Annotated in this window: 24 protein-coding genes and 2 tRNA genes; 11 read left to right on the top strand and 15 right to left on the bottom strand. The window is 70.8% G+C overall.

The features are described from left to right. Nucleotides 1–24: 24 nt before the first annotated feature. From aroA to ACFV9O_RS23410, 3 genes are all read left to right on the top strand, one after another. Nucleotides 25–1,374: a 3-phosphoshikimate 1-carboxyvinyltransferase gene (aroA, locus tag ACFV9O_RS23420; RefSeq protein WP_385420835.1), complete on the top strand. Its 1,350-nt coding sequence runs from the start codon at nt 25–27 to the stop codon at nt 1,372–1,374. Nucleotides 1,375–1,390: 16 nt separating this feature from the next. Then, the gene (rsgA, locus tag ACFV9O_RS23415; RefSeq protein ID WP_385420833.1) at nt 1,391–2,404 is read left to right on the top strand and encodes a ribosome small subunit-dependent GTPase A; all 1,014 of its coding nucleotides are present in this window, start codon (nt 1,391–1,393) and stop codon (nt 2,402–2,404) included. Nucleotides 2,405–2,500: 96 nt separating this feature from the next. Then, a complete protein-coding gene (locus tag ACFV9O_RS23410; protein ID WP_385420831.1) occupies nt 2,501–2,824 on the top strand; it encodes a DMT family transporter in 324 nt (107 codons plus the stop codon). Here the strand turns inward: ACFV9O_RS23410 and ACFV9O_RS23405 are convergent. Further along, nucleotides 2,790–3,419 (bottom strand): TetR/AcrR family transcriptional regulator, encoded by a 630-nt coding sequence (locus tag ACFV9O_RS23405; RefSeq protein WP_385420830.1) that lies wholly within the window; start codon nt 3,417–3,419, stop codon nt 2,790–2,792. The genes ACFV9O_RS23410 and ACFV9O_RS23405 overlap by 35 nt on opposite strands. 158 nt (nt 3,420–3,577) lie before the next feature. On the opposite strand from ACFV9O_RS23405, the gene hisN reads away from it, so the two are divergent. Then, nucleotides 3,578–4,378 (top strand): histidinol-phosphatase, encoded by an 801-nt coding sequence (hisN, locus tag ACFV9O_RS23400; protein ID WP_385420828.1) that lies wholly within the window; start codon nt 3,578–3,580, stop codon nt 4,376–4,378. Between the two features lie 156 nt (nt 4,379–4,534). Continuing rightward, nucleotides 4,535–4,945: a cyclic nucleotide-binding/CBS domain-containing protein gene (locus ACFV9O_RS23395; RefSeq protein ID WP_385420827.1), complete on the top strand. Its 411-nt coding sequence runs from the start codon at nt 4,535–4,537 to the stop codon at nt 4,943–4,945. 91 nt (nt 4,946–5,036) lie between these two features. On the opposite strand, the gene ACFV9O_RS23390 is transcribed toward ACFV9O_RS23395, so the two are convergent. Next, a complete protein-coding gene (locus ACFV9O_RS23390; RefSeq protein ID WP_385420825.1) occupies nt 5,037–6,488 on the bottom strand; it encodes a catalase in 1,452 nt (483 codons plus the stop codon). Nucleotides 6,489–6,650: 162 nt separating this feature from the next. On the opposite strand from ACFV9O_RS23390, the gene ACFV9O_RS23385 reads away from it, so the two are divergent. After that, nucleotides 6,651–7,067, top strand: coding sequence for a Fur family transcriptional regulator (locus tag ACFV9O_RS23385; protein WP_385420823.1), 417 nt, complete (start codon nt 6,651–6,653; stop codon nt 7,065–7,067). 127 nt (nt 7,068–7,194) lie between these two features. On the opposite strand, the gene ACFV9O_RS23380 is transcribed toward ACFV9O_RS23385, so the two are convergent. From ACFV9O_RS23380 to ACFV9O_RS23365, 4 genes are all read right to left on the bottom strand, one after another. Continuing rightward, nucleotides 7,195–7,268 (bottom strand) — tRNA-Met (locus tag ACFV9O_RS23380). Between the two features lie 130 nt (nt 7,269–7,398). Further along, on the bottom strand, nt 7,399–9,501 hold the full coding sequence (locus tag ACFV9O_RS23375) for a tetratricopeptide repeat protein (RefSeq protein ID WP_385420821.1): 2,103 nt from the start codon (nt 9,499–9,501) through the stop codon (nt 7,399–7,401). A gap of 216 nt (nt 9,502–9,717) precedes the next feature. Further along, nucleotides 9,718–9,791, bottom strand: a tRNA-Met gene (locus ACFV9O_RS23370). 117 nt (nt 9,792–9,908) lie between these two features. After that, entirely contained in the window at nt 9,909–12,830 is a 2,922-nt protein-coding gene (locus ACFV9O_RS23365; RefSeq protein WP_385420926.1) for a UPF0182 family protein, read from the bottom strand. Between the two features lie 146 nt (nt 12,831–12,976). Between ACFV9O_RS23365 and ACFV9O_RS23360 the strand changes: the two genes are divergently transcribed. Next, nucleotides 12,977–13,534 (top strand): PPA1309 family protein, encoded by a 558-nt coding sequence (locus ACFV9O_RS23360; RefSeq protein WP_385420819.1) that lies wholly within the window; start codon nt 12,977–12,979, stop codon nt 13,532–13,534. Between the two features lie 162 nt (nt 13,535–13,696). Here the strand turns inward: ACFV9O_RS23360 and ACFV9O_RS23355 are convergent, their stop codons facing one another. The 4 genes from ACFV9O_RS23355 to ACFV9O_RS23340 form a co-directional block, all read right to left on the bottom strand. Further along, entirely contained in the window at nt 13,697–14,785 is a 1,089-nt protein-coding gene (locus ACFV9O_RS23355) for a PDZ domain-containing protein (protein WP_385420818.1), read from the bottom strand. A gap of 105 nt (nt 14,786–14,890) precedes the next feature. Continuing rightward, nucleotides 14,891–15,061 (bottom strand): hypothetical protein, encoded by a 171-nt coding sequence (locus tag ACFV9O_RS23350; protein WP_385420816.1) that lies wholly within the window; start codon nt 15,059–15,061, stop codon nt 14,891–14,893. A gap of 163 nt (nt 15,062–15,224) precedes the next feature. Beyond that, on the bottom strand, nt 15,225–15,686 hold the full coding sequence (locus tag ACFV9O_RS23345; protein WP_385420815.1) for a molybdenum cofactor biosynthesis protein MoaE: 462 nt from the start codon (nt 15,684–15,686) through the stop codon (nt 15,225–15,227). Nucleotides 15,687–15,795: 109 nt separating this feature from the next. Then, complete coding sequence (locus tag ACFV9O_RS23340) at nt 15,796–16,908, bottom strand: SDR family oxidoreductase (protein WP_385420813.1); 1,113 nt, start codon at nt 16,906–16,908, stop codon at nt 15,796–15,798. A gap of 191 nt (nt 16,909–17,099) precedes the next feature. Between ACFV9O_RS23340 and ACFV9O_RS23335 the strand changes: the two genes are divergently transcribed. Together ACFV9O_RS23335 and ACFV9O_RS23330 are read left to right on the top strand one after the other, a co-directional pair. Then, a complete protein-coding gene (locus ACFV9O_RS23335; protein WP_385420811.1) occupies nt 17,100–18,563 on the top strand; it encodes a zinc-dependent metalloprotease in 1,464 nt (487 codons plus the stop codon). Further along, entirely contained in the window at nt 18,560–19,081 is a 522-nt protein-coding gene (locus ACFV9O_RS23330; RefSeq protein ID WP_385420809.1) for an NUDIX hydrolase, read from the top strand. Before ACFV9O_RS23335 ends, ACFV9O_RS23330 begins: the two co-directional genes overlap by 4 nt. 73 nt (nt 19,082–19,154) lie before the next feature. On the opposite strand, the gene ACFV9O_RS23325 is transcribed toward ACFV9O_RS23330, so the two are convergent. The 4 genes from ACFV9O_RS23325 to ACFV9O_RS23310 form a co-directional block, all read right to left on the bottom strand. Next, entirely contained in the window at nt 19,155–19,910 is a 756-nt protein-coding gene (locus ACFV9O_RS23325; protein WP_385420807.1) for an AIM24 family protein, read from the bottom strand. Between the two features lie 19 nt (nt 19,911–19,929). Then, nucleotides 19,930–20,610 carry an AIM24 family protein gene (locus tag ACFV9O_RS23320; RefSeq protein ID WP_385420805.1) on the bottom strand — a complete coding sequence of 227 codons (681 nt, stop codon included), beginning with the start codon at nt 20,608–20,610 and terminating at the stop codon, nt 19,930–19,932. A 14-nt stretch (nt 20,611–20,624) separates the two neighbouring features. Further along, the gene (locus ACFV9O_RS23315) at nt 20,625–22,274 is read right to left on the bottom strand and encodes a TerD family protein (protein WP_385420803.1); all 1,650 of its coding nucleotides are present in this window, start codon (nt 22,272–22,274) and stop codon (nt 20,625–20,627) included. A 111-nt stretch (nt 22,275–22,385) separates the two neighbouring features. Continuing rightward, on the bottom strand, nt 22,386–22,982 hold the full coding sequence (locus ACFV9O_RS23310) for a M48 family metallopeptidase (RefSeq protein ID WP_385420801.1): 597 nt from the start codon (nt 22,980–22,982) through the stop codon (nt 22,386–22,388). Nucleotides 22,983–23,217: 235 nt separating this feature from the next. Between ACFV9O_RS23310 and ACFV9O_RS23305 the strand changes: the two genes are divergently transcribed. Both ACFV9O_RS23305 and ACFV9O_RS23300 read left to right on the top strand, forming a co-directional pair. Next, nucleotides 23,218–24,372: a ThiF family adenylyltransferase gene (locus ACFV9O_RS23305; RefSeq protein ID WP_385420924.1), complete on the top strand. Its 1,155-nt coding sequence runs from the start codon at nt 23,218–23,220 to the stop codon at nt 24,370–24,372. Between the two features lie 41 nt (nt 24,373–24,413). Continuing rightward, a complete protein-coding gene (locus ACFV9O_RS23300; protein ID WP_385420800.1) occupies nt 24,414–25,811 on the top strand; it encodes an ABC1 kinase family protein in 1,398 nt (465 codons plus the stop codon). 85 nt (nt 25,812–25,896) lie between these two features. Here ACFV9O_RS23300 and ACFV9O_RS23295 read toward each other — a convergent pair whose 3' ends face one another. Continuing rightward, nucleotides 25,897–26,097, bottom strand: a complete 201-nt coding sequence (locus tag ACFV9O_RS23295) for a hypothetical protein (protein ID WP_385420798.1) — start codon at nt 26,095–26,097, stop codon at nt 25,897–25,899. Nucleotides 26,098–26,254: the final 157 nt, after the last annotated feature.

Here is a 26,254-nt window from a genome sequence, read left to right as displayed (position 1 = left end):
TTGCCGCCCACTAAAGTGAAGGCCATGACCGATACCCCCGCGCACACCGAGCACCCCGCCCTCTGGCCCGCCCCCCATGCGAGCGGGCCCGTCGCTGCGACGGTGACCGTGCCCGGATCCAAGTCGGTCACCAACCGCGCACTGGTCCTCGCGGCGCTGGCCGCCGAGCCGGGCTGGCTGCGCCGCCCGCTTCGCTCCCGCGACACGCTGCTGATGGCCGAGGCCCTGCGGGCCATGGGCGTCGGCATCGAGGAGACCGTCTCCTCCAGCTCCACCTCCACCGGCGGCCCGGACAGCGGCGAGGCCTGGCGGATCATCCCTGCCGGGCTGCACGGCCCCGCCACGGTCGACGTCGGCAACGCGGGCACCGTGATGCGCTTTTTGCCGCCGGTCGCCGCCCTCGCGGACGGCCCGATCCGCTTCGACGGCGACCCGCGCTCGTACGAGCGTCCGCTGGGCGGGGTGATCAACGCGCTGCGTGCCCTGGGCGCCCGGATCGACGACGACGGGCGCGGCGCCCTCCCGATGACCGTGCACGGCGGCGGGGCGCTGGACGGTGGCCCGGTGGAGATCGACGCCTCGTCGTCCTCGCAGTTCGTGTCCGCCCTGCTGCTGTCGGCACCGCGTTTCAACCAGGGTGTGGAGGTGCGGCACGTGGGCTCCACGCTGCCGTCGATGCCGCACATCCGGATGACCGTCGACATGCTCCGTACGGTCGGGGCGCAGGTCGACGAGCCGGAGACCGGGGGCGAGCCGAACGTCTGGCGGGTGCGCAGCGGCGCGCTGCTGGGCCGGGACCTGACCGTCGAGCCGGATCTGTCCAACGCCCAGCCGTTCCTGGCGGCCGCGCTCGTGACGGGCGGGCGCGTCATCGTCCGCGACTGGCCCGAGCACACCACCCAGCCCGGTGACGCGCTGCGTGAGATCTTCACCGAAATGGGCGGTTCCTGCGAGCTGACCGACGCCGGGCTGACGTTCACGGGCACCGGCCGGATCCATGGCATCGACGTCGACCTGAGGGAGGTGGGCGAGCTGACCCCGGGCATCGCCGCGGTCGCGGCGCTCGCCGACTCCCCGTCGACGCTGCGCGGCGTCGCCCATCTGCGCCTCCACGAAACGGACCGGCTGGCCGCGCTCACCAAGGAGATCAACGAGCTCGGCGGCGATGTCACCGAGACCGAGGACGGGCTGCACATCCGCCCGCGCCCGCTGCACGGCAGGGTGTTCCACACGTACGACGACCACCGGATGGCGACGGCCGGCGCGGTCATCGGCCTCGCCGTCGAGGGAGTGGAGATCGAGAACGTGGCGACGACCGCCAAGACCCTGCCCGACTTCCCGAGGATGTGGACCGACATGCTCGCGGGCAACTGAGCAGGGACGGCACGAGATGCGCCGCTACGGCAAGCACACCGACGAGGACGACATCCGCCAGCGCCCCAACCCCAAGGGCAACCGTCCCCGTACGAACATCCGCCCCAAGCACGAGGACGCGGCGGAGGGCATGGTCCTGACCGTCGACCGGGGCCGGCTCACCTGCCTCGTCGACGACCGCACGGTCATGGCGATGAAGGCCCGCGAGCTGGGCCGCAAGGCCGCCGTGGTCGGCGACAGGGTCCAGCTGGTCGGCGATCTGTCCGGCAAGAAGGACACCCTCGCCCGCATCGTCCGGATCGACGAGCGCCGGTCCGTCCTGCGCCGCACGGCCGACGACGACGATCCGTACGAGCGTGTCGTCGTCGCCAACGCCGACCAGCTGGCGATCGTGACCGCCCTTGCCGACCCGGAGCCGCGCCCGCGGCTGATCGACCGCTGTCTGGTCGCGGCCTTCGCCGGCGGCCTGGAGCCGCTGCTGGTGCTGACCAAGTCGGATCTGGCCCCGCCCGACGAGCTGCTGGAGATGTACGGCGCGCTCGGTATCCCCCATGTCGTCACCACCCGCGACGAGTTCGTGGGCGGCGTCGCGGCCGAGCGGGTCTACGAGCACCTCAGGGGCCGGACCACCGCGTTCGTCGGCCATTCCGGCGTCGGCAAGACGACCCTGGTCAACGCCCTCGTCCCGAAGGACCGGTGGCGCAGCACCGGCGTGGTGAACGCGGTCACGGGCCGCGGCCGGCACACCACCACCTCGGCGCTCGCACTCCCCCTCGCCGGCGAGGACGGCGGCTGGGTGATCGACACCCCGGGCGTGCGCTCCTTCGGGCTGCACCATGTCGACCCGTCCCTCGTCATCCACGCCTTCCCGGATCTGGAGCCGGGCACGGAGGGGTGTCCGCGCGCCTGCTCGCACGACGAGCCCGACTGCGCACTCGACGAGTGGGTGGCTCAGGGAAACGCCGATCCCGCGCGTCTGTACTCACTGAGGCGACTGCTGGCCACCCGCGAGCGACGCGAAGGCGACTGAGCCGCGCACGTTTGCGAGCGACCGCCACTGGTAAGTGCATACTCGCACCAAGTGAGACGAAGCAGTCACTGACGCGGACACGGGAGGCACCTGACCATGGCGTGGCTGCTCGTAATCGTCGCCGGGCTCCTGGAAACGGGATTCGCGATCTGCCTCAAGCTGTCGCACGGCTTCACGCGTCTGTGGCCGACGATCGCGTTCGCCATCTTCGCGATGAGCAGCTTCGGCCTGCTGACGCTGTCGCTGCGGAAGCTCGACGTCGGGCCCGCGTACGCGGTGTGGACGGGCATCGGCGCGTCCGGCACCGCGATCTACGGAATGATCTTCCTCGGGGAAGTGGCCTCGACCCTGAAGATCGTCTCGATCGTCCTGGTGATCTGCGGCGTCATCGGCCTGCAGCTCTCGAGCCCGGCCCACTGAGGGCCGTACGGACGAGCCGACCAACCCCTTCGGGCGCGGGCGCGACGACGCACGACAGCGCGAGCCGCACGGCCAGTTCACAGCGGAGGGCGAGCTCGGCGGCCTCTTCCTTGGTACGGCTGCGGGCGCCCTGCTCCAGTGCGGCGAGCGAGCGGTCCCGTACGGCCACGGCCAGCTCGGCGGGGGCAGGATGCCCGGCGTCCGCGCGGCGCTGCGCGGGCACCCCGGAGCGTGAAGGGGGCCGCACGGCACCCGGTGCGGGCAGGCGCTCTCCCCAGCAGCCGGTGAGCAGGGCACGCAGCAGGGGTCTGGCGCGGGCCTCGCCGACGGTCCACTCGGCGACGGCCACGAGCTGCTCGGCGCCGCCCGCGGCGCGCTCCTGGAGCAGCAGCCGGTCCACCCCGTAGAGGTACGCGTCGGCCTCGCGCCGCACGAGCGCGCGGGCGAGGCCGTCCTTGCTGCCGAACTCGTTGTAGAGCGTCTGGCGCGAGACCCCCGCCGTGGAGGCGACATCGACCATCCGGATCCCGGACCAGGGCAGATGGGCAAGCGCGGTGAGCGCGGCGTTCAGCAGCGCTTCTCGAGCTGTGGGCATCGTGGCCTCCCGGGCGGGCCTCCGGGGCCCTGCGGCTCTGCGCTCAGAGTTGACGGGCGGACACGCGCTGTCAATACCGCCCGCGCCCTTCGGCCGCTCCCGACCAGGAGTCAGGTGGGGCCGGACCGGCCCCGCGCCTGCGGGGATAGAGTTCGACCATGGCCGACTATCACGATGATCTGCGTCTCGCCCATGTCCTCGCGGACGCCGCCGACGCGGCGACGATGGACCGGTTCAAGGCGCTCGACCTCAAGGTCGAGACCAAGCCGGACATGACTCCGGTGAGCGAGGCCGACAAGGCGGCCGAGGAGCTGATCCGCTCCCAGCTCCAGCGCGCCAGGCCGCGTGACGCGATCCTCGGCGAGGAGTACGGCATCGAGGGCACCGGCCCGCGGCGCTGGGTCGTCGACCCGATCGACGGCACGAAGAACTACGTCCGCGGGGTGCCCGTCTGGGCGACGCTGATCTCCCTGATGGAAGCCGGCGAGGGCGGCTACCAGCCGGTCGTCGGTGTCGTGTCGGCACCGGCGCTGGGCCGCCGCTGGTGGGCGGCGAAGGGCGCGGGCGCGTACACGGGCCGCAGCCTGTCGTCGGCGACCCGGCTCCAGGTCTCGAAGGTCTCCCGGCTCGCCGACGCGTCGTTCGCGTACTCCTCGCTCGGCGGGTGGGAGGAGTACGGGCGGCTGGACGGCTTCCTGGATCTGACCCGGGCGGTGTGGCGCACGCGCGCGTACGGCGACTTCTGGCCGTACATGATGGTGGCCGAGGGTTCGGTGGACATGTGCGCGGAGCCGGAGCTGTCCCTCTGGGACATGGCGGCGCCCGCGATCGTGGTCCAGGAGGCGGGTGGCACGTTCACCGGCCTGGACGGGGTGCACGGTCCGCACAGCGGCAATGCTGCAGCGTCGAACGGGCTGTTGCACGAGGAGCTGCTGGGGTATCTCAACCAGCGCTACTGACCGGCGGCCCCCGGGAGCCACCGCTCACGTTCCCCCCAAAGGGCGACGCACTCCCTCTTGTTGGCATCCGGAATCACTGCGACCCTGAGAGTCCCCCACTTGTGAACTTGTGAATCGCTTCTCGTTGAACGGTTCACCAAGGAGGTGGCTCCATCCATGCTCGTCCGTGACGCCATGAGCACGGTGGTCCTCACCATCGGCCCCGCGCACACCCTCCGGCAGGCTGCCCGGCTGATGGCCGCACGCCGCGTCGGGGCGGCCGTCGTCCTCGACACCGACACCAGTGGTCTCGGCATCCTCACCGAGCGGGACATCCTGAACTCGCTCGGCGCCGGTCAGGACCCCGACCGCGAAACCGCAGGCACCCACACCACCACCGACGTCGTCTTCGCCGCGCCCTCCTGGACGCTGGAGGAGGCCGCGGAGGCCATGACGCACGGCGGCTTCCGCCATCTCATCGTGCTCGACGCCGACGGTCCCGTCGGCATCGTCTCCGTACGCGACATCATCCGGTGCTGGACGCCGGCCGCCCGGCGGCGCGCGGCGGCAGCCACGCTCAGCGGATAGCGGCGGACAAGGATCGGAGCATGCGAGAGGGCCGGACCCCCGGAAGGGGATCCGGCCCTCTCTCTACGACAAGCGGTCCAGTGCTGGTGTGTCAGCCGCGCAGGGCCTGGACCGCGGCCTCCAGCCGCTTGCCGAAGTCGCCGTCCGCCTGACGGAAGTTGCTGATCGCGCGCTCGGCGATGTCCTCACGGGAGACCTTGGCGATGAAGCCCGCCAGGTTCTCGATCAGCCGGCCCTTCTCGTCCGCGGACATCAGGCGGTAGAGATCGCCCGCCTGGACGAAGTCGTTGTCCTCGGCGTGCGACGGGGCCGCGTGCTCGCCGGTGGCACCGGAGACGGGGGTCGGCTGCCACAGGGCCCTGTCCGTCTGGAAGGGGCCGCCGAAGCTGTTCGGCTCGTAGTTCTTGGCGCCCTTGTGGCGGCCGTCGTAGAGGAAGCCGTCACGGGAGTTGGTCCGCGCCTCGGTGGCGTGCGGACGGTTCACCGGCAGGTGGTCGGCGTTGATGCCGACGCGGTAGCGGTGGGCGTCGCCGTACGCGAAGAGGCGGCCCTGGAGCATCTTGTCCGGGGACGGGCCGATGCCCGGCACGAAGTGGGCGGGGCTGAAGATGGACTGCTCGACCTCCGCGAAGATGTTCTCCGGGTTGCGGTTGAGCTCCAGCTTGCCGATCTCGATCGGCGGGTAGTCCTCGTGCGGCCACACCTTGGTGAGGTCGAACGGGTTGAAGCGGTAGTTCGCCGCCTCGGCCGCCGGCATGATCTGGACCTGCACGGTCCAGCTCGGGAACTCGCCGCGCTCGATGGCCTCGCGCAGGTCGCGCTGGTGGCTGTCCGGGTCCTCGCCCGCGAGCTTGTTGGCCTCCGCCTGGGTCAGGTTCTTGATGCCCTGGTCGGTCTTGAAGTGGTACTTGACCCAGAAGGCCTCGCCGGCCTCGTTGCTCCACTGGTACGTGTGCGAGCCGTAGCCGTTCATGTGGCGGTACGACGCCGGGATGCCTCGGTCGCCGAAGAGCCAGGTCACCTGGTGGGTCGACTCGGGGCTGAGGCCCCAGAAGTCCCAGACGTTGTCCGCTTCCTGGCTGCCCGTGTACGGGTCGCGCTTCTGCGTGTGGATGAAGTCGGGGAACTTGATGGCGTCCTTGACGAAGAACACCGGGGTGTTGTTGCCGACGAGGTCGTAGTTGCCCTCCTCGGTGTAGAACTTCAGCGCGAAGCCGCGCGGGTCGCGGACCGCGTCGGCCGCACCGAGGTTGCCCGCGACCGTGGAGAAGCGCAGGAAGGTCTCGGTCTGCTTGCCGACCTCTGAGAGGAACTTCGCGCGGGTGTACTGGGTGACGTCGGCGGTCACGGTGAACGTGCCGTAGGCGCCGGCGCCGCGAGCATGGACGACGCGCTCCGGAATGCGCTCACGGTTGAAGTGCGCGAGCTTCTCGAGCAGCAACTGGTCCTGGACCAGAACCGGACCGCCGACGCCCGCGGTCTCGCTGTTCTGGTTGTCGGCGACCGGTGCGCCTGCCTCCGTGGTGAGCGGTCCCTGGGTCACGTGCGCCTCCTGCGTGTCCGGCGAATCCTGCGTCATCGCCTTCAAGTCCTGTCCCTTGGCCAATGCCGTTCCCGATCCTACAATAGACATTGTCTAGGTCAAGTGGACATCCAAACTCACACCTGTTCGGGACACGGTTCCCCTGCTGTTAGGCTGATACGTATGAGCGACCTGTTGGAACGACTGCGCGGACGCGGTTGGCGTATGACCGCGCAGCGGCGCGTCGTGGCCGAGGTCCTCGACGGTGAGCACGTCCATCTGACCGCCGACGAGGTGCACGCACGTGCCGTCGAGCGGCTCCCGGAGATCTCCCGGGCGACGGTCTACAACACGTTGGGTGAGCTCGTGTCGCTGGGCGAGGTCCTGGAGGTCTCCACGGATCGCCGCGCCAAGCGGTACGACCCGAACGCGCACCGTCCGCACCAGCACCTGGTCTGCGCACGCTGCGGCGCCATCCGCGACGTCCACCCGACGGGCAACCCCCTGTCGGACCTCCCGGACGGGGAGCGCTTCGGCTTCACGATCTCCGACGTCGAGGTCACCTACCGGGGCATCTGCCCGGACTGCGCGAGCGCGTAGCCCACGGCGGGTGGGCGCAAGGCCACCCACCGCAAGGCCACCCACCATCTGGCCCACCGGCCCGCAGTCGGAGACGCACACACACACCGAAGGCCCGGATCCAGAGGATCCGGGCCTTCGGTTTCAGTAGCGGGGACAGGATTTGAACCTGCGACCTCTGGGTTATGAGCCCAGCGAGCTACCGAGCTGCTCCACCCCGCGTCGGTGAACCCAACAGTACGTCACCCCGCCGACCAGCGCAAATCGATAACCGTTCGCCTGTTCGTCACGGCCGCAGACAGCGCGAGAGCAGCAGCAGGCATGCCGCCCGTGGCGCAGCCGCCACGGTCCGTCACGCCGTGAGCTCCTGGTGCAGCGCCTCCCGCAGCGCCGCCGCCCGCGCCGCGACCTCCTCCGGACCCAGCTCCACGGCCCGTGCGCACCACTTCTGCCCCTCGGTGAGCTCCCCCCGCCGTGCGGCGAGCAGCGCCAGCCGCAGCGCCGCACGTCCGTGCCCGGCACGGGCGGCGCGCGCCCACCACAGAGCCGCCTCGCGCTCGTTTCCCTCACGCGCGAGCAGCAGCCCGAGGTTGAACGCGCCGTTGCGGCTGCCCGCCTCCGCGGCCTCCCGGTACCACCGCGCCGCATCCGCGAGGTCACCGCGCGCCGCGGCGAGCATGCCGACGCGCACCTGCGCACGCCGGTGCCCCTGCTCGGCCGCCCGCTCGTACCACTCCTCGCATTCGGTCTTCTCGGTCACCGGCTCCCCGAGCGCCGGCGGGCCGGGGGGCGCCTGACGCGCGTCGAGGACGGCCGCGAGCCGGAACGCCGCCTCGGCACTGCCGCTGCCCGCCGCGCGCCGCAGGTGCCGCTCCGCCTCCTGCTCCTCGCCGTCACGCAGGAACGCCATGCCGACCTGGAGGGCGGCCTCGGTGTGGCCGGCCGCCGCTGCGCGCTCGTACCAGCGCAGGGCCGTACGGTCGTCGTCCCGGCCGGCGTACAGGATTCCGAGGTTGAACGCGGCGTCCACGCTGCCGGCCTCCGCGGCCTTGGAGAACCAGGGCTCCGCCCCGGCCGCGTCACCGGCCTGGAGGAGCAGCACGGCCAGCGCGTTGGCGGCCTCGCGGTGGCCGGCGTACGCGGCACGGCGGTACCACTGCTCCGCCTGGGCGGTGCGGTCCTGGGCGGCGCAGAGCAGACCGAGGTTGTACGCACCGTTGACGTCGCCCGCGTCCATGGCCGCGCGGTACCAGCGCTCGGCGGTCTGCTGCTCGCCGCGGGCGGCGTGCAGCGCACCGAGGGCGTTGGCCGCGTTGCCGTCACCGTCCTGCGCGGCACGCAGCCACCACACGGCAGCGCTCTCCTCGTCGCCGGCGTCCCGCAGCAGGAACCCGAGCGCGCAGGCGGCACGCGCCTCGCCGTCCTTCGCGGACGTGAGGTACCACCGCCCGGCCTCCTTCAGCTCACCCCGCCGCTCCAGGATGACGCCCAGATGCAGCGCGGCCCGCCGGTGTCCCCGCGCGGCTGCCTGCCGGTACCACTGCTCGGCCTCCCGCCAGAGCGCCCGCGCCCCGGCGCCGGTGTCGACGCGCCCGGGCACACGCGCGCCCGCGCCCTCCGCATGCGCACCACGGGCCCGGCGCTCGGCCGTGCGGCCGACGTTGTCGAGCGGGGCGCCCTGCGGGCGGCCCGCGCGTACGTCCGCGGTCACGGCGTGGCGCTCCAGCGCACGGGCCAGCCGGTAGGCCGCCTCCCGGTGGCCCTGCTCCGCGGCCGCGCGCAGCCAGCGCTCCGCGCCGGGCTCGCTGCGGTGCTCCAGCAGGTCGGCCAGTGCGTACGCCCCGAGCGCATGGCCCTGCTCGGCGGACTGGCGCAGCCAGTACTCGGCGGCGGGCTCGTCCCCGCGCTCGCGGTAGTGCCGGCCCAGCGCGTGTGCGGCGGCCGCGGAGCCCGCGACGGCGGCGATGCGCCACCAGCCGGCCGCCTCGTCCGCGTACCCGCGCTGGTGGAGCAGCACCCCCAGATTGTTCGCGGCGGCGCGGTCGCCCTCGGCGGTCGCGCCACGCAGGTACGGCTCCGCGCCGTCGAGGTCTCCGCGTCGCAGCAGCATGGCCCCGAGGACGCTCATGGACGCGACGTCCCCGGCCTCGGCCGCACGACGGTGCCGGGCCTCGGTCTCCGCCTCGGCCGACTCGACGGTGTCGGCGCCGTCCACGGACTCGACGGACTCACCGGGCTCGACTGTTTCGGCGGGCTCGTTGGGCTCCAGGTGGTCGGCGGACGCGACGGATTCCGTGAGGTCGGCGGGCGCCAGAGCGTCGTAGGGCTCGGCAAGATCCAGAGCGCCTGCCGCCTCCGCGGCATCGATCCCGACCGCACTCATCGCGGTCCCGGTATGCCGCTGCGCAAACCGCCCTGTCGTCAACAGAGTTGCCCTGTCCCCCATAAATCCCATCGTCGCACCACCTGCAACCCGCGTACACCTGGTATACCGCAGCCAGTGAGGTCACTTCAGCGGTTTGTCGACATGCCCACAGAGAGATAAGTCAAACACGACTCACCCCAACCCGCCCCGACCAACTCGCCCCACCCGGCGCCCACTTCCCCTGGACGCCTCACAGACACACGTCGAGGGCCCGGATCCTCAATGGATCCGGGCCCTCGACTTCAGTAGCGGGGACAGGATTTGAACCTGCGACCTCTGGGTTATGAGCCCAGCGAGCTACCGAGCTGCTCCACCCCGCGTCGTTGTGAACCAACCGTACCACGGTGCGTGGCGGCCATTTCCCGGTGGTGACTGCCCGGCGGCCCTACGGCCACCGGGCAGTCATCCGCTCGGCCTGCGGTCGATGCCTGCGGCGGTCAGTCGCCCTCGGGCGGTGACTCTCCCTGCGGCGGTGACTGCGGCTGCTGGGACTGCTGCGACTGCGCCGCGGCCGCTCGCTCCAGCGCCGCCTGAAGGTCGGCCTGGGCCTTGCCGTACGCCGCCCAGTCGTTCTTCTTGAGCGCGGCCTGACCCTCCTCGTACGCCTTCTGCGCGTCCGCGATGGCCTGCTTCAGCGCCACATCACCGGTGACCGGCGGCTTCGTCGTGTCACTCGGCGGCTGCGGCGTCGTGGGCGGCTGCTCCGCACCGTCGACACCGAAGACCGCGTTCAGCGCCTCCGCCAGGCTGTCCTTGAAGACCGGCTTGCCGCCGTAGGAGACGGCCACCTTCTTCAGCAGCGGATAGTTCGCGGCGCCGCCTCGGGCGTACACCGGCTCGACGTACAGGAACCCGCCGTCCAGCGGAACCGTGAGGAGGTTGCCGTAGTCGATCTCCGAGTCCGTACCCCTCAGGTCGCGGACGAACGTCGCGACCTCGGGCACGCTGTTGAGCTCACTCTGCACCTGCGAGGGCCCCTGCACGGTCGACGTGACCCTGAGCAGCCTTATCGAGCCGTAGTTCTTGCTGTTCGCATCCGCGTCGACGGCCATGAACGCACCGAGGTTGGGGCGTCCGCTGGGCGTGAAGGTCGTCGTCAGGGAGAACTTCTGCTCGTTCTCGCCGGGCATCTTGAGGCTCAGGTAGTACGGCGGGACCGCACTGCTGTCCTGGTTCGTCGGGTCGTCCGGCACCTGCCAGGCGTCACTGCCGCTGTAGAACTGCTCGGGGTCCGTGACGTGGTAGCGGGTGAGCAGCTCGCGCTGGACCTTGAACATGTCCTGCGGGTAGCGCAGATGGGCCAGCAGCCCCGGGTCGATGTCGCCCTTCGGCTTCACCGTGTCCGGGAAGGCCTTCATCCAGGTCTTGAGGACCGGGTCCTCCGTGTCCCACTGGTACAGGTCGACCGTGCCGTCGTACGCGTCGACGGTGGCCTTCACGGAGTTGCGGATGTAGTTGACCTGGTTCTGCTGCGCGACGACGGCCCGCTGACTATCGGTCAGCGAGTCGGCCGTCGTCTCCCCCAGCGTCGTACGCGAGGCGTAGGGGTAGCCGTTCGTGGTGGTGTACGCGTCGACGATCCACTTGATGCGGCCGTCGACCACCGCCGGGTAGGCGTCGCCGTCGATGGTGAGCCAGGGGGCCACCGCCTCGACGCGCTCCTTGGGCGTGCGGTTGTACAGGATCCGCGAGCCCTCGCCGATCGCTCCCGAGTAGAGGATCTGCGGCTCGTTGAAGGCCACCGCGTACGCCGCGCGGTTGAACGCGTTGGAGAGGTTGACCCCGCTCCGGCCCTTGTAGCTGGTGGTCTCCTCACCGTTCTTCTCGTAGTCGAGCTCCTTCTGCGGGCCGCCCACGATCGAGTACTGCTCGGTCTTCTCGCCGTAGTAGATCCGCTGCTCGTACTTTCCGAGCTGGCCCGTCGTCGGCAGTCCGGACTCGGTGAAGTCGGGCGCGCCGACCGTGCCCTTGTCGGGGTCCGTGACCGTGCTCGTCCCCTTGGCCGCGATCGCTCCGTAGCCGTGGGTGTAGGTGAAGTGGTCGTTGATCCAGTTGCGCTTGGGGATGCCCTTGATGTTGAGCTCGCGCAGACCGATGACCGTGTCCTGCGGCTTGCCGTCGGGGCCGGTGTACCGGTCGACGTCCAGGGTCGCGGGGAACTGGTAGTACTTGCGCTCCTGCTGGAGCTGCTGGAAGGCGGGCGAGACGACGTTGGAGTCGACGAGCCGGTAGCTGGCGGCGGACGTCGCCTGGTCGCGCTGCTCCGCCTTGCGCTTCGGGTCGCCCTTGCCGGCGTAGTTCTCGGCCTTGGCCTTGTCGATGCCGTACGCCTCGCGCGTGGCGTCGATGTTCTTCTGGATGTACGGCGCTTCCTTGGCCTGCTCGTTCGGCTGGACCTGGAACTTCTGCACGATGGCCGGGTACAGGCCGCCGATCAGGATCGCCGACAGCACCATCAGACCGAAGCCGATCACCGGCAGCTGCCAGGTGCGGCGCCACAGCGTCGCGAAGAACAGCACCGCGCAGATCACGGCGATGCAGAAGAGGATCGTCTTGGCCGGCAGATATGCGTTGGCGTCGACGTACCGCAGGCCCGTCCAGTTGCCCGTCGCCTTGAAGTCACTGGACTTCACGGCCAGGCCGTACCGGTCCAGCCAGTACGCCACGGCCTTCAGGGCGACGAAGAAGCCGAGCAGCACCGACAGATGGCCGGTGGCTGCGGCGGTCGCCCGGGCGCCCGGGCTGGTGATGCGCAGCCCGCCGTAGAGATAGTGCGTGAGCGCGGCCGCGATCAGCGAGAGCACGGCGGCGGCGAAGCCGAAGCCGAGCAGGAAGCGGTACCAGGGCAGATCGAACGCGTAGAACGCCACGTCCATCTGGAACTGGGGGTCCTTCTGCCCGAACGGCACACCGTTGACCCACATCAGCCACGTGCGCCACTGGGAGGAGGCGGAGGCTCCGGCGATCAGCCCGACGAGCGCGGTGATCGCGAGGAGCACCCACTTCTTGTACGGAGCGATGCCCATCCGGTAGCGGTCGAGGCTCTGCTGCTCCATCGACATCGCGCTCAGCGGCGGACGCAGCCGATGGGCCAGCCAGATGTTCACCCCGACCGCGCCGGCCATCAGCAGGCCGAAGACGGCGAACAGGCCGATCTTGGTCCAGAGGGTGGTGGTGAACACCGACGAGTACTTCACCGAGCGGTACCAGAGCCAGTCGGTCCAGAACCCGGCGAACATGACAAAGGCCATGGCCAGAACGGCCAGCACACCCAGAGTCATGAGAAGGGTGCGGGCCCGCCGGGACGGCCGGCCGACTCTGATCCGTGGCCCGGTAGGGCCTCCGCCGCGGTCCGGCATCTGGAAAGCCAACGTGCGCCCCTCGAGTTCGCGGTCGTGTAAGTCGTGTGTAACGCAGGCCCAGCGATCGTAGGGCCCACACATGCAACTTACTGACGCTTTACCTAGTTCCCGACTCCGGGCCCGAAGGAGGCAGGATATTGACCATGTCCAACGTTTCTCCCTCAGGCCCCCCGATGGCCGCGAGCCCGCTCACGCGAGCGGTGCTCGAGATCGACGAGTACGCGTCCGGCCTCGGCTGGGACCAGCCGGCGAGGCTCTTCGCCCTCGTCGACACCGCGCAGCTGCGCTCCCAGGAGCCGGGCCTCGCCGCCCAGCTCGGTCTCGACGAAGGTGACGCGGCCGCTCCGCTGACCCCGGTCGAGCAGGACGAGATCCCCTCCGGCACCCCGCTCGACGAGTTCCTCGCCACGATCGCCTGGCCCGACGCGGTGGCGGGCTGCGCGCTGACGGTCGAGCGGCTGATGCTGCCGCCCTCCGCCGAGACGTCCGTGCCGGAGGGCCTCGACCAGGCCGGTCTGGCCAAGTGGGTCGCCGGGCACCCGGACCGCCAGGAGGTCCGGATGACGGTGGCGGTGCTCCGCGACGGCGCGCGGGAGTCGGCGCTGAGGTTGCGCGAGAAGGACTCCCCGACGGAGGTCCTGACCGGTGCGGACCTGGTGCCGGGGCTGGCCGAGGCACTGTCGGCGACGTTCGAGGCGTAGCCGACGGGCGGAGGCGCACGCCCGTTGTCGCAGGTGGCGCGTCGCCCTCGCGGGGGCGCGGAGGCGACGCGGTGCGTGCGCTGGGCACGTGGGCGACGCGGTGCGGTGCAGGGGGCACGGGGCGCGCTCAGCCATGGGCGCGGCCCCGCCCCCGCCGCCCGGTCAGCCCGTGGAGCAGCTGGGCAGGCCGGCCGTGTCGCCGCTGCGGATCTTGTCCAGCGACTTCATGGCGTCGTCGATGGTCTTGACCCTGACCAGGGTGAGGCCGTCCGGGATGTCGGAGGCGGCGGACTCGCAGTTGTCGCTGGGCGTCAGGAAGTACTCCGCGCCCGCGTTCCGCGCGCCGACCAGCTTCATCTCGATGCCGCCGATCGGGCCGACCGCGCCCTTGTCGTCGATCGTGCCGGTGCCGGCGACGAACTTGCCGCCGGTCAGATCGGCCGGGGTGAGCTTGTCGACGATGCCGAGCGCGAACATCAGTCCAGCGCTGGGTCCGCCCACATCGGCGAGCTTGATGTCGATGGTGAACGGGAACGTGTGGTCCGTACCGGCGGTGATACCGACGATGGCCCGGTCGCCCTCGTCCGACTTCACGGTGGTCACGGTCACGTCCTGCGCGGCGGTCGGCTCCTTGCCCGCCTTCTCCGCGGCGGCCGCCTCCTTCGCCGGGACGATCGAGAAGACCACCTTGTCGCCGGGATCGTGCTTGGTGACGGCCTTGGCGACGTCGTCAGGCGCCGTGACCGGCGTGCCGTCCACGGCCTTGATCACATCACCGGCGTGCAGCTCGCCCTGAGCGGGACTGTCCTTGCGGACGGAGGAGACGACCACACGGGTGCTGACCGGGATCCCCAGCTCCCGCAGCGCCGCGACCTTGGCGCTCTCCTGGGACTGGGTGAACTCCTCGGCGTTCTCCTGATTGGACTGCTCTTCCGTCTTGCCGTCCGGATAGAGGGTGTCGTGCGGAACCACCACGTTGTCGTGTGCCAGCCAGCCGTAGACGACCTCGGCGAGGTTCATCCTGTAGTCCGCACCGGTCACCCGGACCGTCGTCATGTTGAGGTGCCCGGCCGTCGGGTACGTCTTGCGGCCGGAGATCTGCAGCACCGGCTCGCCACCGGAATCGCCGAGCGTGTTCACCGTCGGTCCGGGCGTCATCTCGGAGTAGGGCGGTGTCATGAACACGCCCACGCAGAGCAGCACAATGAGGACGAGGGTGGAGGCGAGCATCGTCGCAGTGCGGCGTGGCATGGAACGACAGTACGGGACTGGTCTGTCAGTGCACCTGTCGGGCCGGTCCGTACGGGGCCCGGGACAGGGGCGTACGGACGCAGGCGTGCGGACGGAAGGACTGCCTCAGGCGGCGTCAGTGCCGGAGTGGGACTTCTCCATGGCATCCCGGAAGCGTGCGTAGCCGGCGAGCTCGGCCACGTCCCCGCTGGTTCGATTACGCGAGGCCCAGCTTCCCCATATCGCCGCACCGATGGCAGCGAACAGCGGAATCAGCAACCAGGCAAGTGCCGCCATCCCGACCTCCCAACCCCACGAGCTGGAGCAACTGCTGCAAACAGCTGACCGATCAGCAGATTAACCATCCGTCGGTTCAACGCTCGGGGCAGGGGGGCGGTTACGCAAATCGACTCGCCCTGCGCGTCGACAGCGGACCCCTTCATTCATCCCGACGACGGTGTCAGCAGGCCCCCACCCACTCCTCCGTACCGTCGGAGAATCGCTGGTGCTTCCAGATCGGGACCTCGTGCTTCAGGTCGTCGATCAGCTTCCTGCAGGCCTCGAACGCCTCGCCGCGGTGCGGGCACGAGACCGCGACGACGACCGCCAGATCCCCGACTTCCAGATCACCCACACGGTGGATGGCGGCCAGGGCGCGGACCGGATATTCAGCGACCACCTTCTCCGCGATGCTGCGCATCTCCGCCTCGGCGGTGGGGTGGCAGGAGTAGCTCAGCGTGTCGACATCGGCGCCGCCGTCGTGGTTGCGCACGGTGCCGACGAAGAGCGCCGTACCCCCGGCCGCGTCGTCGCCGACGGCGCGGAAGACCTCGTCGACGGAGAGCGGGGCGTCGCGGATCTCCAGGAGTCGGATCGGGTCCGCTGCCGCCTGCTCGCCGGGGTGCTCGTTCGTGCGTGCCATGGCCCCATCGTGCCGTACGCCGCTGACATCGCGGAATAGCGCGTTCGACCGGGCGGGCAGAGCCGGGCTTGGAGCCTCCTACAGGGAGGCACGGGCGCGGGCGGCGCCGTCAGATGCCGCGCCGCTTGCGGGCACGGCGTACGAGCGCGGCCGTACCGAGCAGAGCGACGGTCGCTCCCGCGGCACCTGCGGCGGCCGTGGCGTCCTTGCGGCCGAGACGCCGGCCCGCGACGGTGTGCCTGCCCTCGACCTCCTCCAGGAGCCCGGCGAGCACCTCCTCGTTCGTCCACTGCGGCCGCCACCCGGCGTCGTGCAGCCGGCCGACGCTGACCACCCAGGGGTGCATCGTGTACGCGAGGTCCCCCGCCGGGGACGGGGTGAGACCGATCCGGTGCAGCCGCGCCGCCGCGCCGAGCGCGACCGCCGAGGGCAGCTCCATGCGGCGGATGCCGCTGAGCTCCTCCACCTCCTCCTGCTCCAGCCAGCCGTCGCAGCCGACCGCGAGCTCCCCGTCGACCTTCTCCAGGGCCGCGTACTCCAGGGCGCTGACCAGGTCCTCGACATGGCAGAACTGCCAGGTGGGACGGGATCCGGCGACCACGAGCAGACGCGGGGACTCGAAGTAGCGCGTGAGCGCCGTGTCCGTACCGCCCACCAGGACGGCTGGCCTGACCACCGTGACGTTCAGCCCCGGGTGCGCGCGGGGCGCGCGACGGCCCAGACGTTCGATCTCCAGCAGGTCGCCGACGCCGGTCGCCTCGGCCGTGGCACGCAGCTCCGCGTCCTCGGAGAGCGGGATGTCGTTGTCGGGCAGTGCCCCGTAGACCATCGTCGAGGTGCACAGGACGACCCGGTGGACGCCCGCGGCCGCCGCGGCGGTGAGCACGGTCTGGGTGCCGCGTACGTTGTACGCGGTACGGGCCGCCGGGTCGGTCTCCAGGTCCAGGTCCAGCGCGAGGTGGACGACGACGTCGGCTCCGCGCAGCTTCTCGGCGATCGCCGGGTCGCGGACGTCGAGAATGTGCCAGTGCGCCTCGGGGATGTCGCCACGCCGCTCGTCGATGGCGATGACCTGCTTGATCTCGTCGGACGCGACGAGGCGCCTGGTCAGCAGGTCACCGGCGCCCGATGCGGCACCGGTGACCGCGACCACGGGGCCGCGCCCCATGGCCGGGGTTGAGTGGTTTCGCGCTGCGCGAACCTGTGGATCTGGGGAACTCACCGGGCGTCTCCAGCGGTTGTCTTCAGTAGATACACGAATGACGCGTACGTACCAGGTGGCGTCCATCCTGCCGCAGGCCATGAGCCGACGGGGCATCGAGCCCGCAGTCCGGCCCTGATGTCTACGCTTGTGGTGTTGTCGGGCAGCCGCCGCCGGCAGAAAGCCGGTGGCCCTACGAGCCGAGGAAACCCGTGAGTGACACCCCATTCGGATTCGGCCTTCCGCCGGAGGAGCCGGAGCACGGCGACGAGGGCAAGAAGAAGGACCCCGCCGGAGGTGGGCAGGGTTCCGGCGGCCAGAGCGGCGGCCCGGCCAACCCCTTCGCGTTCGGGTTCCCCGGTGCCGGGGCGGGCGGTGGCGACAATCCGTTCGCCGCGATGTTCGGTTCGCTGAACCCCACCGACCTCGGCGCCGCCTTCCAGCAGCTCGGCCAGATGCTGAGCTACGAGGGCGGGCCGGTGAACTGGGACATGGCCAAGCAGATCGCCCGCCAGACGGTCTCCCAGGGCACCCAGGACGGCACGAAGGACGCGAGCGTCGGCCCCTCCGAGCGCGCCGCCGTCGAGGAGGCCGTCCGTCTCGCCGACCTGTGGCTGGACGGCGTGACGTCGTTGCCCTCAGGTGCGGGCACCGCCTTGGCGTGGAGCCGCGCGGAGTGGGTCGAGGCGACCCTCCCGGCGTGGCAGCAGCTCGTCGACCCGGTCGCCGAGCGCGTGGGCCTCGCGATGGGCGATGTGCTGCCCGAGGAGATGCAGGCGATGGCGGGCCCGCTGATCGGCATGATGCGCTCCATGGGCGGCGCCATGTTCGGCCAGCAGATCGGTCAGGCTATCGGCGTGCTCGCGGGCGAGGTCGTCGGCTCGACGGACATCGGTCTGCCGCTGGGCCCGGCCGGCAAGGCCGCCCTGCTTCCGCTGAACGTGGAGGCGTTCGGCAAGGACCTCGGCGTCCCCAAGGACGAGGTGCGGCTGTACCTGGCCCTGCGCGAGGCCGCCCACCAGCGGCTCTTCGCCCATGTGCCGTGGCTCCGCTCGCATCTGTTCGGTGCGGTCGAAGGGTACGCGCGCGGGATCAAGGTGGACACGACCAAGCTGGAGGACGTCGTCGGCCAGTTCGACCCGACGCACCCCGAGCAGCTGCAGGAGGCGCTCCAGCAGGGCATGTTCCAGCCGGAGGACACCGCTGAGCAGAAGGCGGCGCTGGCCCGCCTGGAGACGGCGCTCGCGCTGGTCGAGGGCTGGGTGGACGCCGTGGTGCACGAGGCCGCGAAGGACCGGCTGACCTCGGCGGACGCCCTGCGCGAAACCCTCCGGCGGCGCCGCGCGTCCGGCGGCCCGGCCGAGCAGACCTTCGCCACGCTGATCGGCCTCCAGCTGCGTCCGCGCCGGCTGCGGGACGCGTCCCGGCTGTGGGCGTCGCTGACCGACGCGCGCGGGCTCGACAGCCGTGACGGCCTGTGGGCGCACCCGGACATGCTGCCGACCGCGTCCGACCTGGACGACCCGGACGGCTTCGTGCATCGCGAGCAGCTCGACTTCTCGGAGCTGGACAAGATGCTCGGCGAGGCCGCCAAGGGCCGGTTCGGCAAGGGGCAGGACGCCAAGGACCAGGACACGTCCGGCCGGGACGACGACGAGGACGACACCGACAAGTGAGCCTGTTCGACGACGCCGTCCGCGTACTGAAGGAGTACGAGGACCAGGAAGAGTTGCGCCAGACGTATCTGGATCACCTCGACGCCCACCCCGACGGCATGTGGAAGGCGTGCGAGGCCGGGCATCTGACAGCCAGCGCGCTGGTGATCGACCCGGAGCGCGGGCAGGTGCTGCTGACGCTGCACAAGAAGCTGGGCATGTGGCTGCAGATGGGCGGCCACTGCGAGCCGGGGGACGCGACGCTGGCCGCCGCGGCGCTGCGTGAGGCGACGGAGGAGTCCGGGGTGCCCGGTCTGACGCTTCTGGCGGGTGGCCCGGTGAGGCTGGACCGGCACGCGATTCCGGCGCCCTGCCACTGGCATCTCGATGTGCAGTACGCGGCGCTGGCGCCGTCGGGCTCCGTCGAGGAGATCAGCGACGAGTCGCTGGATCTGCGCTGGTTCGCGTACGACGAGGTGGCGGCAGTGGCCGACGATTCGGTGGTGCGGCTGATGGAGCGGACGCGCGCGAGGCTGTAGCCGCGGGTGGTGCGCCGCCGGCAGACGTGTAAGGGGCGGTCGCCACGGGCGGCCGCCCCTTACCGCTCAGGGGCTAGTTCCAGGCGTTGTTCTGGTTCTGGCCGTGGGAGCCGTGCTGGCCCATGCCGAACTGGGCGCGCACGCCCTGGCCGATCTGGGCGTTCTGCGGCGGGAGGACCTCACTGGGCTGGACGAGGGCGAAGCCCTGACCGAGGAAGCTCAGCTCCCAGCCCTCCCCCGTGTTGCCCCGGCGGCGCCAGACGCCCGTGGAGTGCGTCTGGGCCTGCATCTGGACGCGCAGCGAGGACGACCAGGCGACGATCGCGTCGGCGTCCACGTTGACGTACTTGTCCGGGGTGACCTGCATCATCAGCGGCTGGCCCGAGGTCATCAGAGCGACCTTGCCCCGCCCCGAGATGTTGAGCTGGTACTTGCCGGAGCCGGAGATGCCGTACTGGCTGTCCACGGCGATGACCTCGGTGTGCAGCGAGGAGTCCAGCGCCAGCACGTAGGCGCTGTCGACGGTCATGCCCTCCTGATCGACATCCACTACGTGGATGTACTGCGCGAGGTTGGCAAGGTAGACCGTGCCCTGGCCGGAGCAGCGCATCAGGTCGAGGCCCTCCCCGGTGCGGGCATGGGCGCGCCGCTGACCCTGCGACTGGTACTCACCGTCGAAGTCGATCAGCCCCTGGTAGGCGACCATGGCGCCCTTGCGGGCGAGGACGTCGTCGTGCCCGGTGAGTGCCACCCGCAGGAGCTGCGGGTTCTGGACGGCGTACCGCTCCTGGGACTGCTGTTCCGCGTAGCTGAAAAGCGGGCTCTGCATGGTGTGTTCTCGCTCCCCCTCAGCCCCGGATCCGCAGGCGGTCGGTGCTGTCCTCACTCGGCTGTACGACGACGATGCCCTGCCCGGAGAAGGCCATCTGGTACGCCTCTCCGCTGCCCCGCCCGATGAGGGACGAGGCCTTGAAGCTGCGCTTGCCCTTCACCTTCAGGTTCGGCGACCAGGCGACGAGGGCGTCCGGGTCGACGTACGTCTCGTCCTCGCCGCGGCCGCAGTCGACGACGATCGGGGTGCCGCGGGAGGTCAGCGCCACCCAGCCGGTGCCCGCGATCTCGACGTTCCACAGTCCCTGTCCGGCGAACTTGGCAAGGCCCTTGACCCGCTCGACGCCCCACTGGAGGTGCGCGTCGAAGGCGAGCACATTGGTGCCGTTGACGGAGAGGGAGTCGTTGTTGAGGTTGATGACGACGACGTCCGCGCCGTAGTCGGCGAGGTAGAGCAGTCCGTCGCCCGAGCACTTCATGAGGGGCGCACCCTCGCCCGTGGCCCACTGGGACGCGATCTGCCGGACGGCCGGCGGGTTGGGCTCGTACTGGACGAAGCCCTCGTAGGCGACCATCGAGCCGGTGCGGGCGTACAGGTCCTGGCCGGAGGCCATGGCGACCTTGAGCATCGCGCGTCCGTGGTTCTCCATCCGGGCCGTGACGGGTGTCGGGGCGTAGCCCGCGAGTTGCTGGTTCATTTCTTCGGGCTCCCTCAGACCTCGTACGGCTGGACGACGATGAAGTTGCCGGGGGCGCCCCGGAACTGCAGGTTCACGGTCTCTCCGCTGTGGCCGGGGTAGGCGTTGCGGCGGAGCCGGACCTGGCTGGAGAGGATCACCTGGGACGCGGACGACCAGGCCACGATGGCGTTGGAATCGGCGAACGTGGTCGGGGTGACGGGAAGGACGACCGGGATGCCGTGGGTCTTCACGACGACCGTGCCGGTGCCCTGGAACTGCATGGTGAACAGGGCGCCGCCGGGAATGCCGTGGCCCTCGATGCGGCGGACCTCGTGCTGCAGCGACTCGTCGAACGCGAGGACGTTCTCCGCGGAGACGCAGATGCCGTCGCCCTGGAGCTCGATGGGGTGCAGATGCGCGCCGTTCTCGGCGAGGAAGACCTGGCCTCGGCCGGTACAGCGCATGAGCTGCATCTCCTGGCCCGTGGCGTTGCCGACGACACGGCCGGCGAAACCGGCGCTCTTGTAGCTGAAGTCGACCTTGCCCTGGTACATGACCATGCTGCCCTGGCGGGCGAGCACGGGTGTGCCGCCCATGGCGAGATCGACCCGCATGAGCTGCTGGTTCTGCGGGGTCCAGCGCTGGCCGGTGGGCTGCTCCTTGTACGGCTGGAGCGCCGCCTGGAGTCCGGCTCCGGTCTGGGGCGCTCCCTGGGGGACGCCCTGAGGCACACCGGGCTGGCCGTACGGGGCGGGCTGCTGGCCGTACGGGGCGGGGACGCCCGGGACCTGTCCGGGGATCTGGCCCGGGGCCGCACCGGGGACCTGGCCGAACTGCGGCTGCTGCGGGGGCTGTCCGTACGGGGACGGCGGGGCCTGCGGCGGAACCGTGCCGGCGGGCGGGCTCATCGGTGCGGCGATCGTCGGCGCGGCATGCATCTGCGGGCTCGCCGGCGCGGGCGCCGGGGCCTGGGCAGCCGGCGCGCCGAACGCGGGGGCGGGCTGCGGGGCTTGAGGAGCCTGGGGCGCGGCAGGCGCGCCGAACGCGGAAGCAGGGGTCGAAGCCGGCGCTCCGAACGCGGGAGCGGGGGCGGCCGAGGCCGGCGGGGCGAACCCGGGAGCGGCCTGCTGCGGCTGCTGCGCCGCGGGCTGCTCCTCGGCGACCTCGCCGCCGAAGTTCTTCAGCAGCGCGTCGAGACCGCCGTCGAAGCCCTGGCCGACGGCGGCGAACCGCCATACGTCCTTCAGGTAGAAGTCACCCAGCATCACGGCACGTTCGGTGGAGAACTCCGAGCCCGTGAAGGCGTACCGGACGACCTCCTCACCGCCCGCCACGATCCTGATGTACCCCGGGCCGACCTGGGACATCTGCCCGGCACCGTCGATCGTGGCCGTGAAGGACAGCTTGTGGATGTTCGCCGGGATGCGGTCCAGCGTGACCCGGAACGACTCGGTGTCACCGGCCTGCGCGCCGAGCAGCTGGATGGACTCCTCGGGTGACTTCGGCTGGTTGAAGAAGATGAAATACCGGTCGTCCGAAAGCTGCTCGTTGGCGTCGAGGCCGAAGCAGCTGATGTCGAAGGTCAGTCCGGGCGCGGCGATCTGCACACCTACGTACAGGTCGGTCCCCGGAGTCAGGTCACTGATCTTGGCCTTGTGGCCTCGTTGGAATTCCCTGGCCATGCGTAACGACCGTCCCCCATCCCGACGAAATACGAATACGTCGCGCCAGGCTAACGGCTCGGAACGACAATGAGCCAAGTCGGGACATCATCGGTACAGGATCGGCGAAACTCACTCCCCGCGCGCGGCGGGCAGATGGGGAAGGCGCTCCGCGGCGACCACACCTTCGAGGTATCCCCGGGCCCGTTCGGTACGCGGATACGCCTCCAGGAGCCGCCAGAAGCGCGGCCCGTGACCCGGCACGAGCAGATGGGCGAGCTCGTGGACGAGCACGTAGTCGACGACGTACTCCGGCATGCCCTGCAGCCGGTGCGACAGGCGGATGCTGCCCTCCGCCGGAGTGCAGGACCCCCAGCGGGTGTTCTGATTGGTCACCCACCGCACGGACGTGGGCCGGGCCCGCCCGTCGAAGTACTGCTCGGACAATCGCTCGGCGCGCTCTGCCAGTTCGGCGTCCCCCAGGGTCCGCTTGCTCTCCTGTGCGGCCAGCTTGTCGAGCATGACCGACACCCAGCGCCGCTCCTCCGCCTCGGACATCCGGGCCGGGATGAGGACGATGGTCCGGTCGCCCTCCCGGTACGCGGAAACCGTTCGGCTGCGCCGTGCGCTCCTGCGGACCTCTACAGCGCTCGTCGCGGACGAGCGGGGCGGAAGTCGGGTCACGCTGCGCTGCTGGCTTTCGGCGCTGTGCGGTCGGTCGGCGGACACGCCCCGACGTTACCCGCTGCCAGTGCGGGAAGTCCCGCCCCCGGGTCGGTTCGAGCTTGATCCACTCGACGGCGTGCACCATTTGAACGACTAATGCCCGATGCCTGTGGATAACTTTCGGCACCCACTGCCGGGGCCGTGCATTCTGATGCCGGAAAGATCCATCCGAAAGACCGACGGGTGGAACGGGGACGGAACAGGGTCCGAACAGGACCGTTACGGGGGCGGTGTGGATATGCATCCGATGGTCAAGCCGGCGCTTCGGCGTGCCTGGCGGAATCTTCAGTACGTGCAGTTCGGTTCCACGCCCGCACATGCGGTGGTGGTCGGCCCGGTGGACACGGCGAGCGGGAGCCTGCTCTCGCTCTTCGACGGGACACGCGGGCTGCCCCGGCTGCGCGAGGAGGCCCGGGTGATAGGGCTGCCCGACGGCCAGGTGGACGCGCTGCTGGGGCGGTTGACGGAGGCGGGACTGATCGACGACGCGACGGGCGGCGGGCCGGCGGCCGATGCGTTACGGCAGCGGGCGGGCGCCACGGTCGACCGGCTCCGGTCCGACCATGCCTCGCTCTCCGTCGTCCATCCGGAACCGGGCGGCGCGATGGCCCGGTTGGCGGCCCGGGGTGCCATGCGGGTCCAGGTGCGCGGTGCGGGGCGGGTCGGGGCGGCGGTCGCGGCGGTGCTGTCCGCCTCGGGTGTGGGTCTGGTCGAGGTGCTCGACGGCGGGCGTGTGCAGGCGTGGGACGTGGCGCCCGGTGTGCTCCCGGCGGAGGCGATCGGCGAGCGCAGGCTTGCGGCGGCGGGCCGGCTGGTGCGCGAGGCGGCCCCGGTCAAGGCACCCCGGGCGGTGCGGCGTCCACCCGGTGGTCCCCCACTGGACGAGCCCCCGCTCTCCCTGGTCGTGGTCGCTCCCCGGGACGGGCTCGCGGCGTACGCACCGGATGTCCCGGCCGCCGAGGAATGGATCGCCACCGGGACTCCCCATCTTTATGCGGGGGTCGTGGAAGCGACCGGAGTGGTGGGGCCACTCGTTCTGCCGGGCGGCAGCGCGTGCGCGGGATGCGTCGAACTGGCCAGGGCGGAGCGGGATCCGGCGTGGCCACGCATGCTGGCACAGTGGCGCTCGGGCAGCCGCGGCGAGGAGGCGGGCCCCTGCGACCTCGGCCTCGCCACCGCGGTCGCCGGGCTGGCGGCGGCACACGCACTGGCGTTCCTGGACGGCGACCTCCCGGCGAGCACGGGGGCGCGGTGGGAGGCGACGCTGCCCCTGCTGGACTGGCGCTCGGAGCAGATCACAGCTCATGGGGACTGTACCTGTGGTGCGGCCGGGCAGACTCAGGGGGAGCGCGCCTCGGGGGCCGGGACACCGCAGGACACAATGGCCGGGTAACCGCCGCACGCGGCACGGCAGTCTGGGTTTTGGAGGGGCGCATGTCTGATCTTCCCCGGAAAGCGGTCACCCGCACGGCCAAGTTGGCCGCTCTGCCACTGGGCTTCGCCGGCCGGGCCACGTGGGGGCTGGGCAAGCGGATCGGTGGCAAGTCCGCGGAGATCGTCGCCCGCGAACTGCAACAGCGCACGGCGGAGCAGCTGTTCAAGGTCCTCGGTGAGCTGAAGGGCGGCGCGATGAAGTTCGGGCAGGCCATGTCCGTCTTCGAATCGGCACTGCCCGAGGAGGTCGCCGGCCCCTACCGGGCCGCACTGACCAAGCTCCAGGACGCCGCTCCCCCGATGCCGACGAGCACGGTCCACGAGGTGCTGGCGGAACGGCTGGGCGAGGACTGGCGCGAGCTCTTCCTGGAGTTCGAGGACAAGCCCGCGGCAGCCGCGTCGATCGGCCAGGTACACCGGGCGGTCTGGCACGACGGTCGCGAGGTCGCGGTGAAGGTGCAGTACCCGGGGGCCGGTGAGGCGCTCCTCTCGGATCTGACCCAGCTGAGCCGGTTCGCGCGACTGCTGGGTCCGCTGATCCCGGGGATGGACATCAAGCCGCTGATCTCCGAGCTACGGGACCGGGTCTCGGAGGAGCTGGACTACGCGCTGGAGGCCCAGGCCCAGCGGGAGCACGCGGCGGAGTTCGCGGACGATCCCGATGTGGTGGTGCCCGATGTGGTCCATCAGGGCGACCAGGTGCTGGTGACCGAGTGGATCGACGGGATACCGCTCGCCGAGGTGATCAACGACGGGACGCAGGAGCAGCGGGACCGCGCCGGGCAGCTGCTGGCCCGCTTCCTCTTCTCCGGCCCGGCGCGCACGGGGCTGCTCCACGCGGATCCGCACCCGGGGAACTTCCGGCTGCTCCCGTCGGACGACGAGAGCAGCGACGGGGAGTGGCGGCTGGGAGTGCTGGACTTCGGAACGGTCGACCGGCTTCCGGGCGGGCTGCCCGTCACCATCGGCGATTCTCTGCGGATGACCCTGGAGGGCGAGGCCGAAGCGGTGTACGGGCTGTTGTGCGAGGAGGGCTTCGTCAAGGAGTCGATCGACCTCGACCCGGACGCGGTGCTCGAGTATCTGCTGCCGATCATCGAGCCGGCCGAGGCGGACACCTTCACGTTCACCCGTGGCTGGATGCGGAACCAGGCGGCGCGCATCGCCGACCCCCGCTCCCCCGCACACCAGTTGGGCAAGCAGCTCAATCTGCCGCCCGCCTATCTGCTGATACATCGCGTGACGCTGAGCACCATCGGGGTCCTCTGTCAACTGAACGCGACGGTGCGCCTCCGCGACGAGCTGGAGGCATGGCTGCCGGGCTTCGTGCCGGAGGCGGAGTGGGACACGGAGGCGGACGGGGACGCGGACGGGGACGCGGTCCTCGCGGAGGCCTGAGCCACCGCAACCGCCGACGCCGCAGGCTCGTACGCCCGGGGCCGTCGCACGGGTCCATCGCGACGGTCGGGCGGGCACGGGTCCCTCACCACCAGGCGGAGTCGAGCCGTCCCTCGATCGCCCTGATGTTGGCGCGGGCGCAGTCGTCGCAGAAGTAGTGGCGCCGGCCGTTCTCCACGGAGCAGGTCCAGGTCGGTGGAGTGCCCTCGGCGACCTTGCCGCACCGGGAACACACGGCGTTCTCGGCACCCGGCTGAACAGGGTGATGAGTGTGCTGGTCGTCCACCTCGTGACGATAACCCCGTGCGGTGCAACTGGCAGGGACAACGCACCGCGGGGGGAGGGGCCGCTCTCGCCGACCCCCCCGACAGGGCCGTCTCTAGCAGTTGTTGTCCGGGGGCTGGGCCTCTCTTACCCCCGACGGACCAACTAAAACAACAGAT

Source organism: Streptomyces sp. NPDC059909 (assembly GCF_042730885.1).
Classification (GTDB): domain Bacteria; phylum Actinomycetota; class Actinomycetes; order Streptomycetales; family Streptomycetaceae; genus Streptomyces.
This window is presented reverse-complemented; position numbering and strand designations above follow the sequence as displayed.

Excerpts from the sequence above, each read along its gene's own strand:
- aroA (WP_385420835.1), top strand. The coding sequence starts at position 25 with ATGACCGATACCCCCGCGCACACCGAGCACCCCGCCCTCTGGCCCGCC.
- rsgA (WP_385420833.1), top strand. The coding sequence starts at position 1,391 with ATGCGCCGCTACGGCAAGCACACCGACGAGGACGACATCCGCCAGCGC.
- ACFV9O_RS23410 (WP_385420831.1), top strand. The coding sequence starts at position 2,501 with ATGGCGTGGCTGCTCGTAATCGTCGCCGGGCTCCTGGAAACGGGATTC.
- ACFV9O_RS23405 (WP_385420830.1), bottom strand. The coding sequence starts at position 3,419 with ATGCCCACAGCTCGAGAAGCGCTGCTGAACGCCGCGCTCACCGCGCTT.
- hisN (WP_385420828.1), top strand. The coding sequence starts at position 3,578 with ATGGCCGACTATCACGATGATCTGCGTCTCGCCCATGTCCTCGCGGAC.
- ACFV9O_RS23395 (WP_385420827.1), top strand. The coding sequence starts at position 4,535 with ATGCTCGTCCGTGACGCCATGAGCACGGTGGTCCTCACCATCGGCCCC.
- ACFV9O_RS23385 (WP_385420823.1), top strand. The coding sequence starts at position 6,651 with ATGAGCGACCTGTTGGAACGACTGCGCGGACGCGGTTGGCGTATGACC.
- ACFV9O_RS23375 (WP_385420821.1), bottom strand. The coding sequence starts at position 9,501 with ATGGGATTTATGGGGGACAGGGCAACTCTGTTGACGACAGGGCGGTTT.
- ACFV9O_RS23365 (WP_385420926.1), bottom strand. The coding sequence starts at position 12,830 with ATGCCGGACCGCGGCGGAGGCCCTACCGGGCCACGGATCAGAGTCGGC.
- ACFV9O_RS23360 (WP_385420819.1), top strand. The coding sequence starts at position 12,977 with ATGTCCAACGTTTCTCCCTCAGGCCCCCCGATGGCCGCGAGCCCGCTC.
- ACFV9O_RS23355 (WP_385420818.1), bottom strand. The coding sequence starts at position 14,785 with ATGCCACGCCGCACTGCGACGATGCTCGCCTCCACCCTCGTCCTCATT.
- ACFV9O_RS23350 (WP_385420816.1), bottom strand. The coding sequence starts at position 15,061 with ATGGCGGCACTTGCCTGGTTGCTGATTCCGCTGTTCGCTGCCATCGGT.
- ACFV9O_RS23345 (WP_385420815.1), bottom strand. The coding sequence starts at position 15,686 with ATGGCACGCACGAACGAGCACCCCGGCGAGCAGGCGGCAGCGGACCCG.
- ACFV9O_RS23325 (WP_385420807.1), bottom strand. The coding sequence starts at position 19,910 with ATGCAGAGCCCGCTTTTCAGCTACGCGGAACAGCAGTCCCAGGAGCGG.
- ACFV9O_RS23320 (WP_385420805.1), bottom strand. The coding sequence starts at position 20,610 with ATGAACCAGCAACTCGCGGGCTACGCCCCGACACCCGTCACGGCCCGG.
- ACFV9O_RS23315 (WP_385420803.1), bottom strand. The coding sequence starts at position 22,274 with ATGGCCAGGGAATTCCAACGAGGCCACAAGGCCAAGATCAGTGACCTG.
- ACFV9O_RS23305 (WP_385420924.1), top strand. The coding sequence starts at position 23,218 with ATGCATCCGATGGTCAAGCCGGCGCTTCGGCGTGCCTGGCGGAATCTT.
- ACFV9O_RS23300 (WP_385420800.1), top strand. The coding sequence starts at position 24,414 with ATGTCTGATCTTCCCCGGAAAGCGGTCACCCGCACGGCCAAGTTGGCC.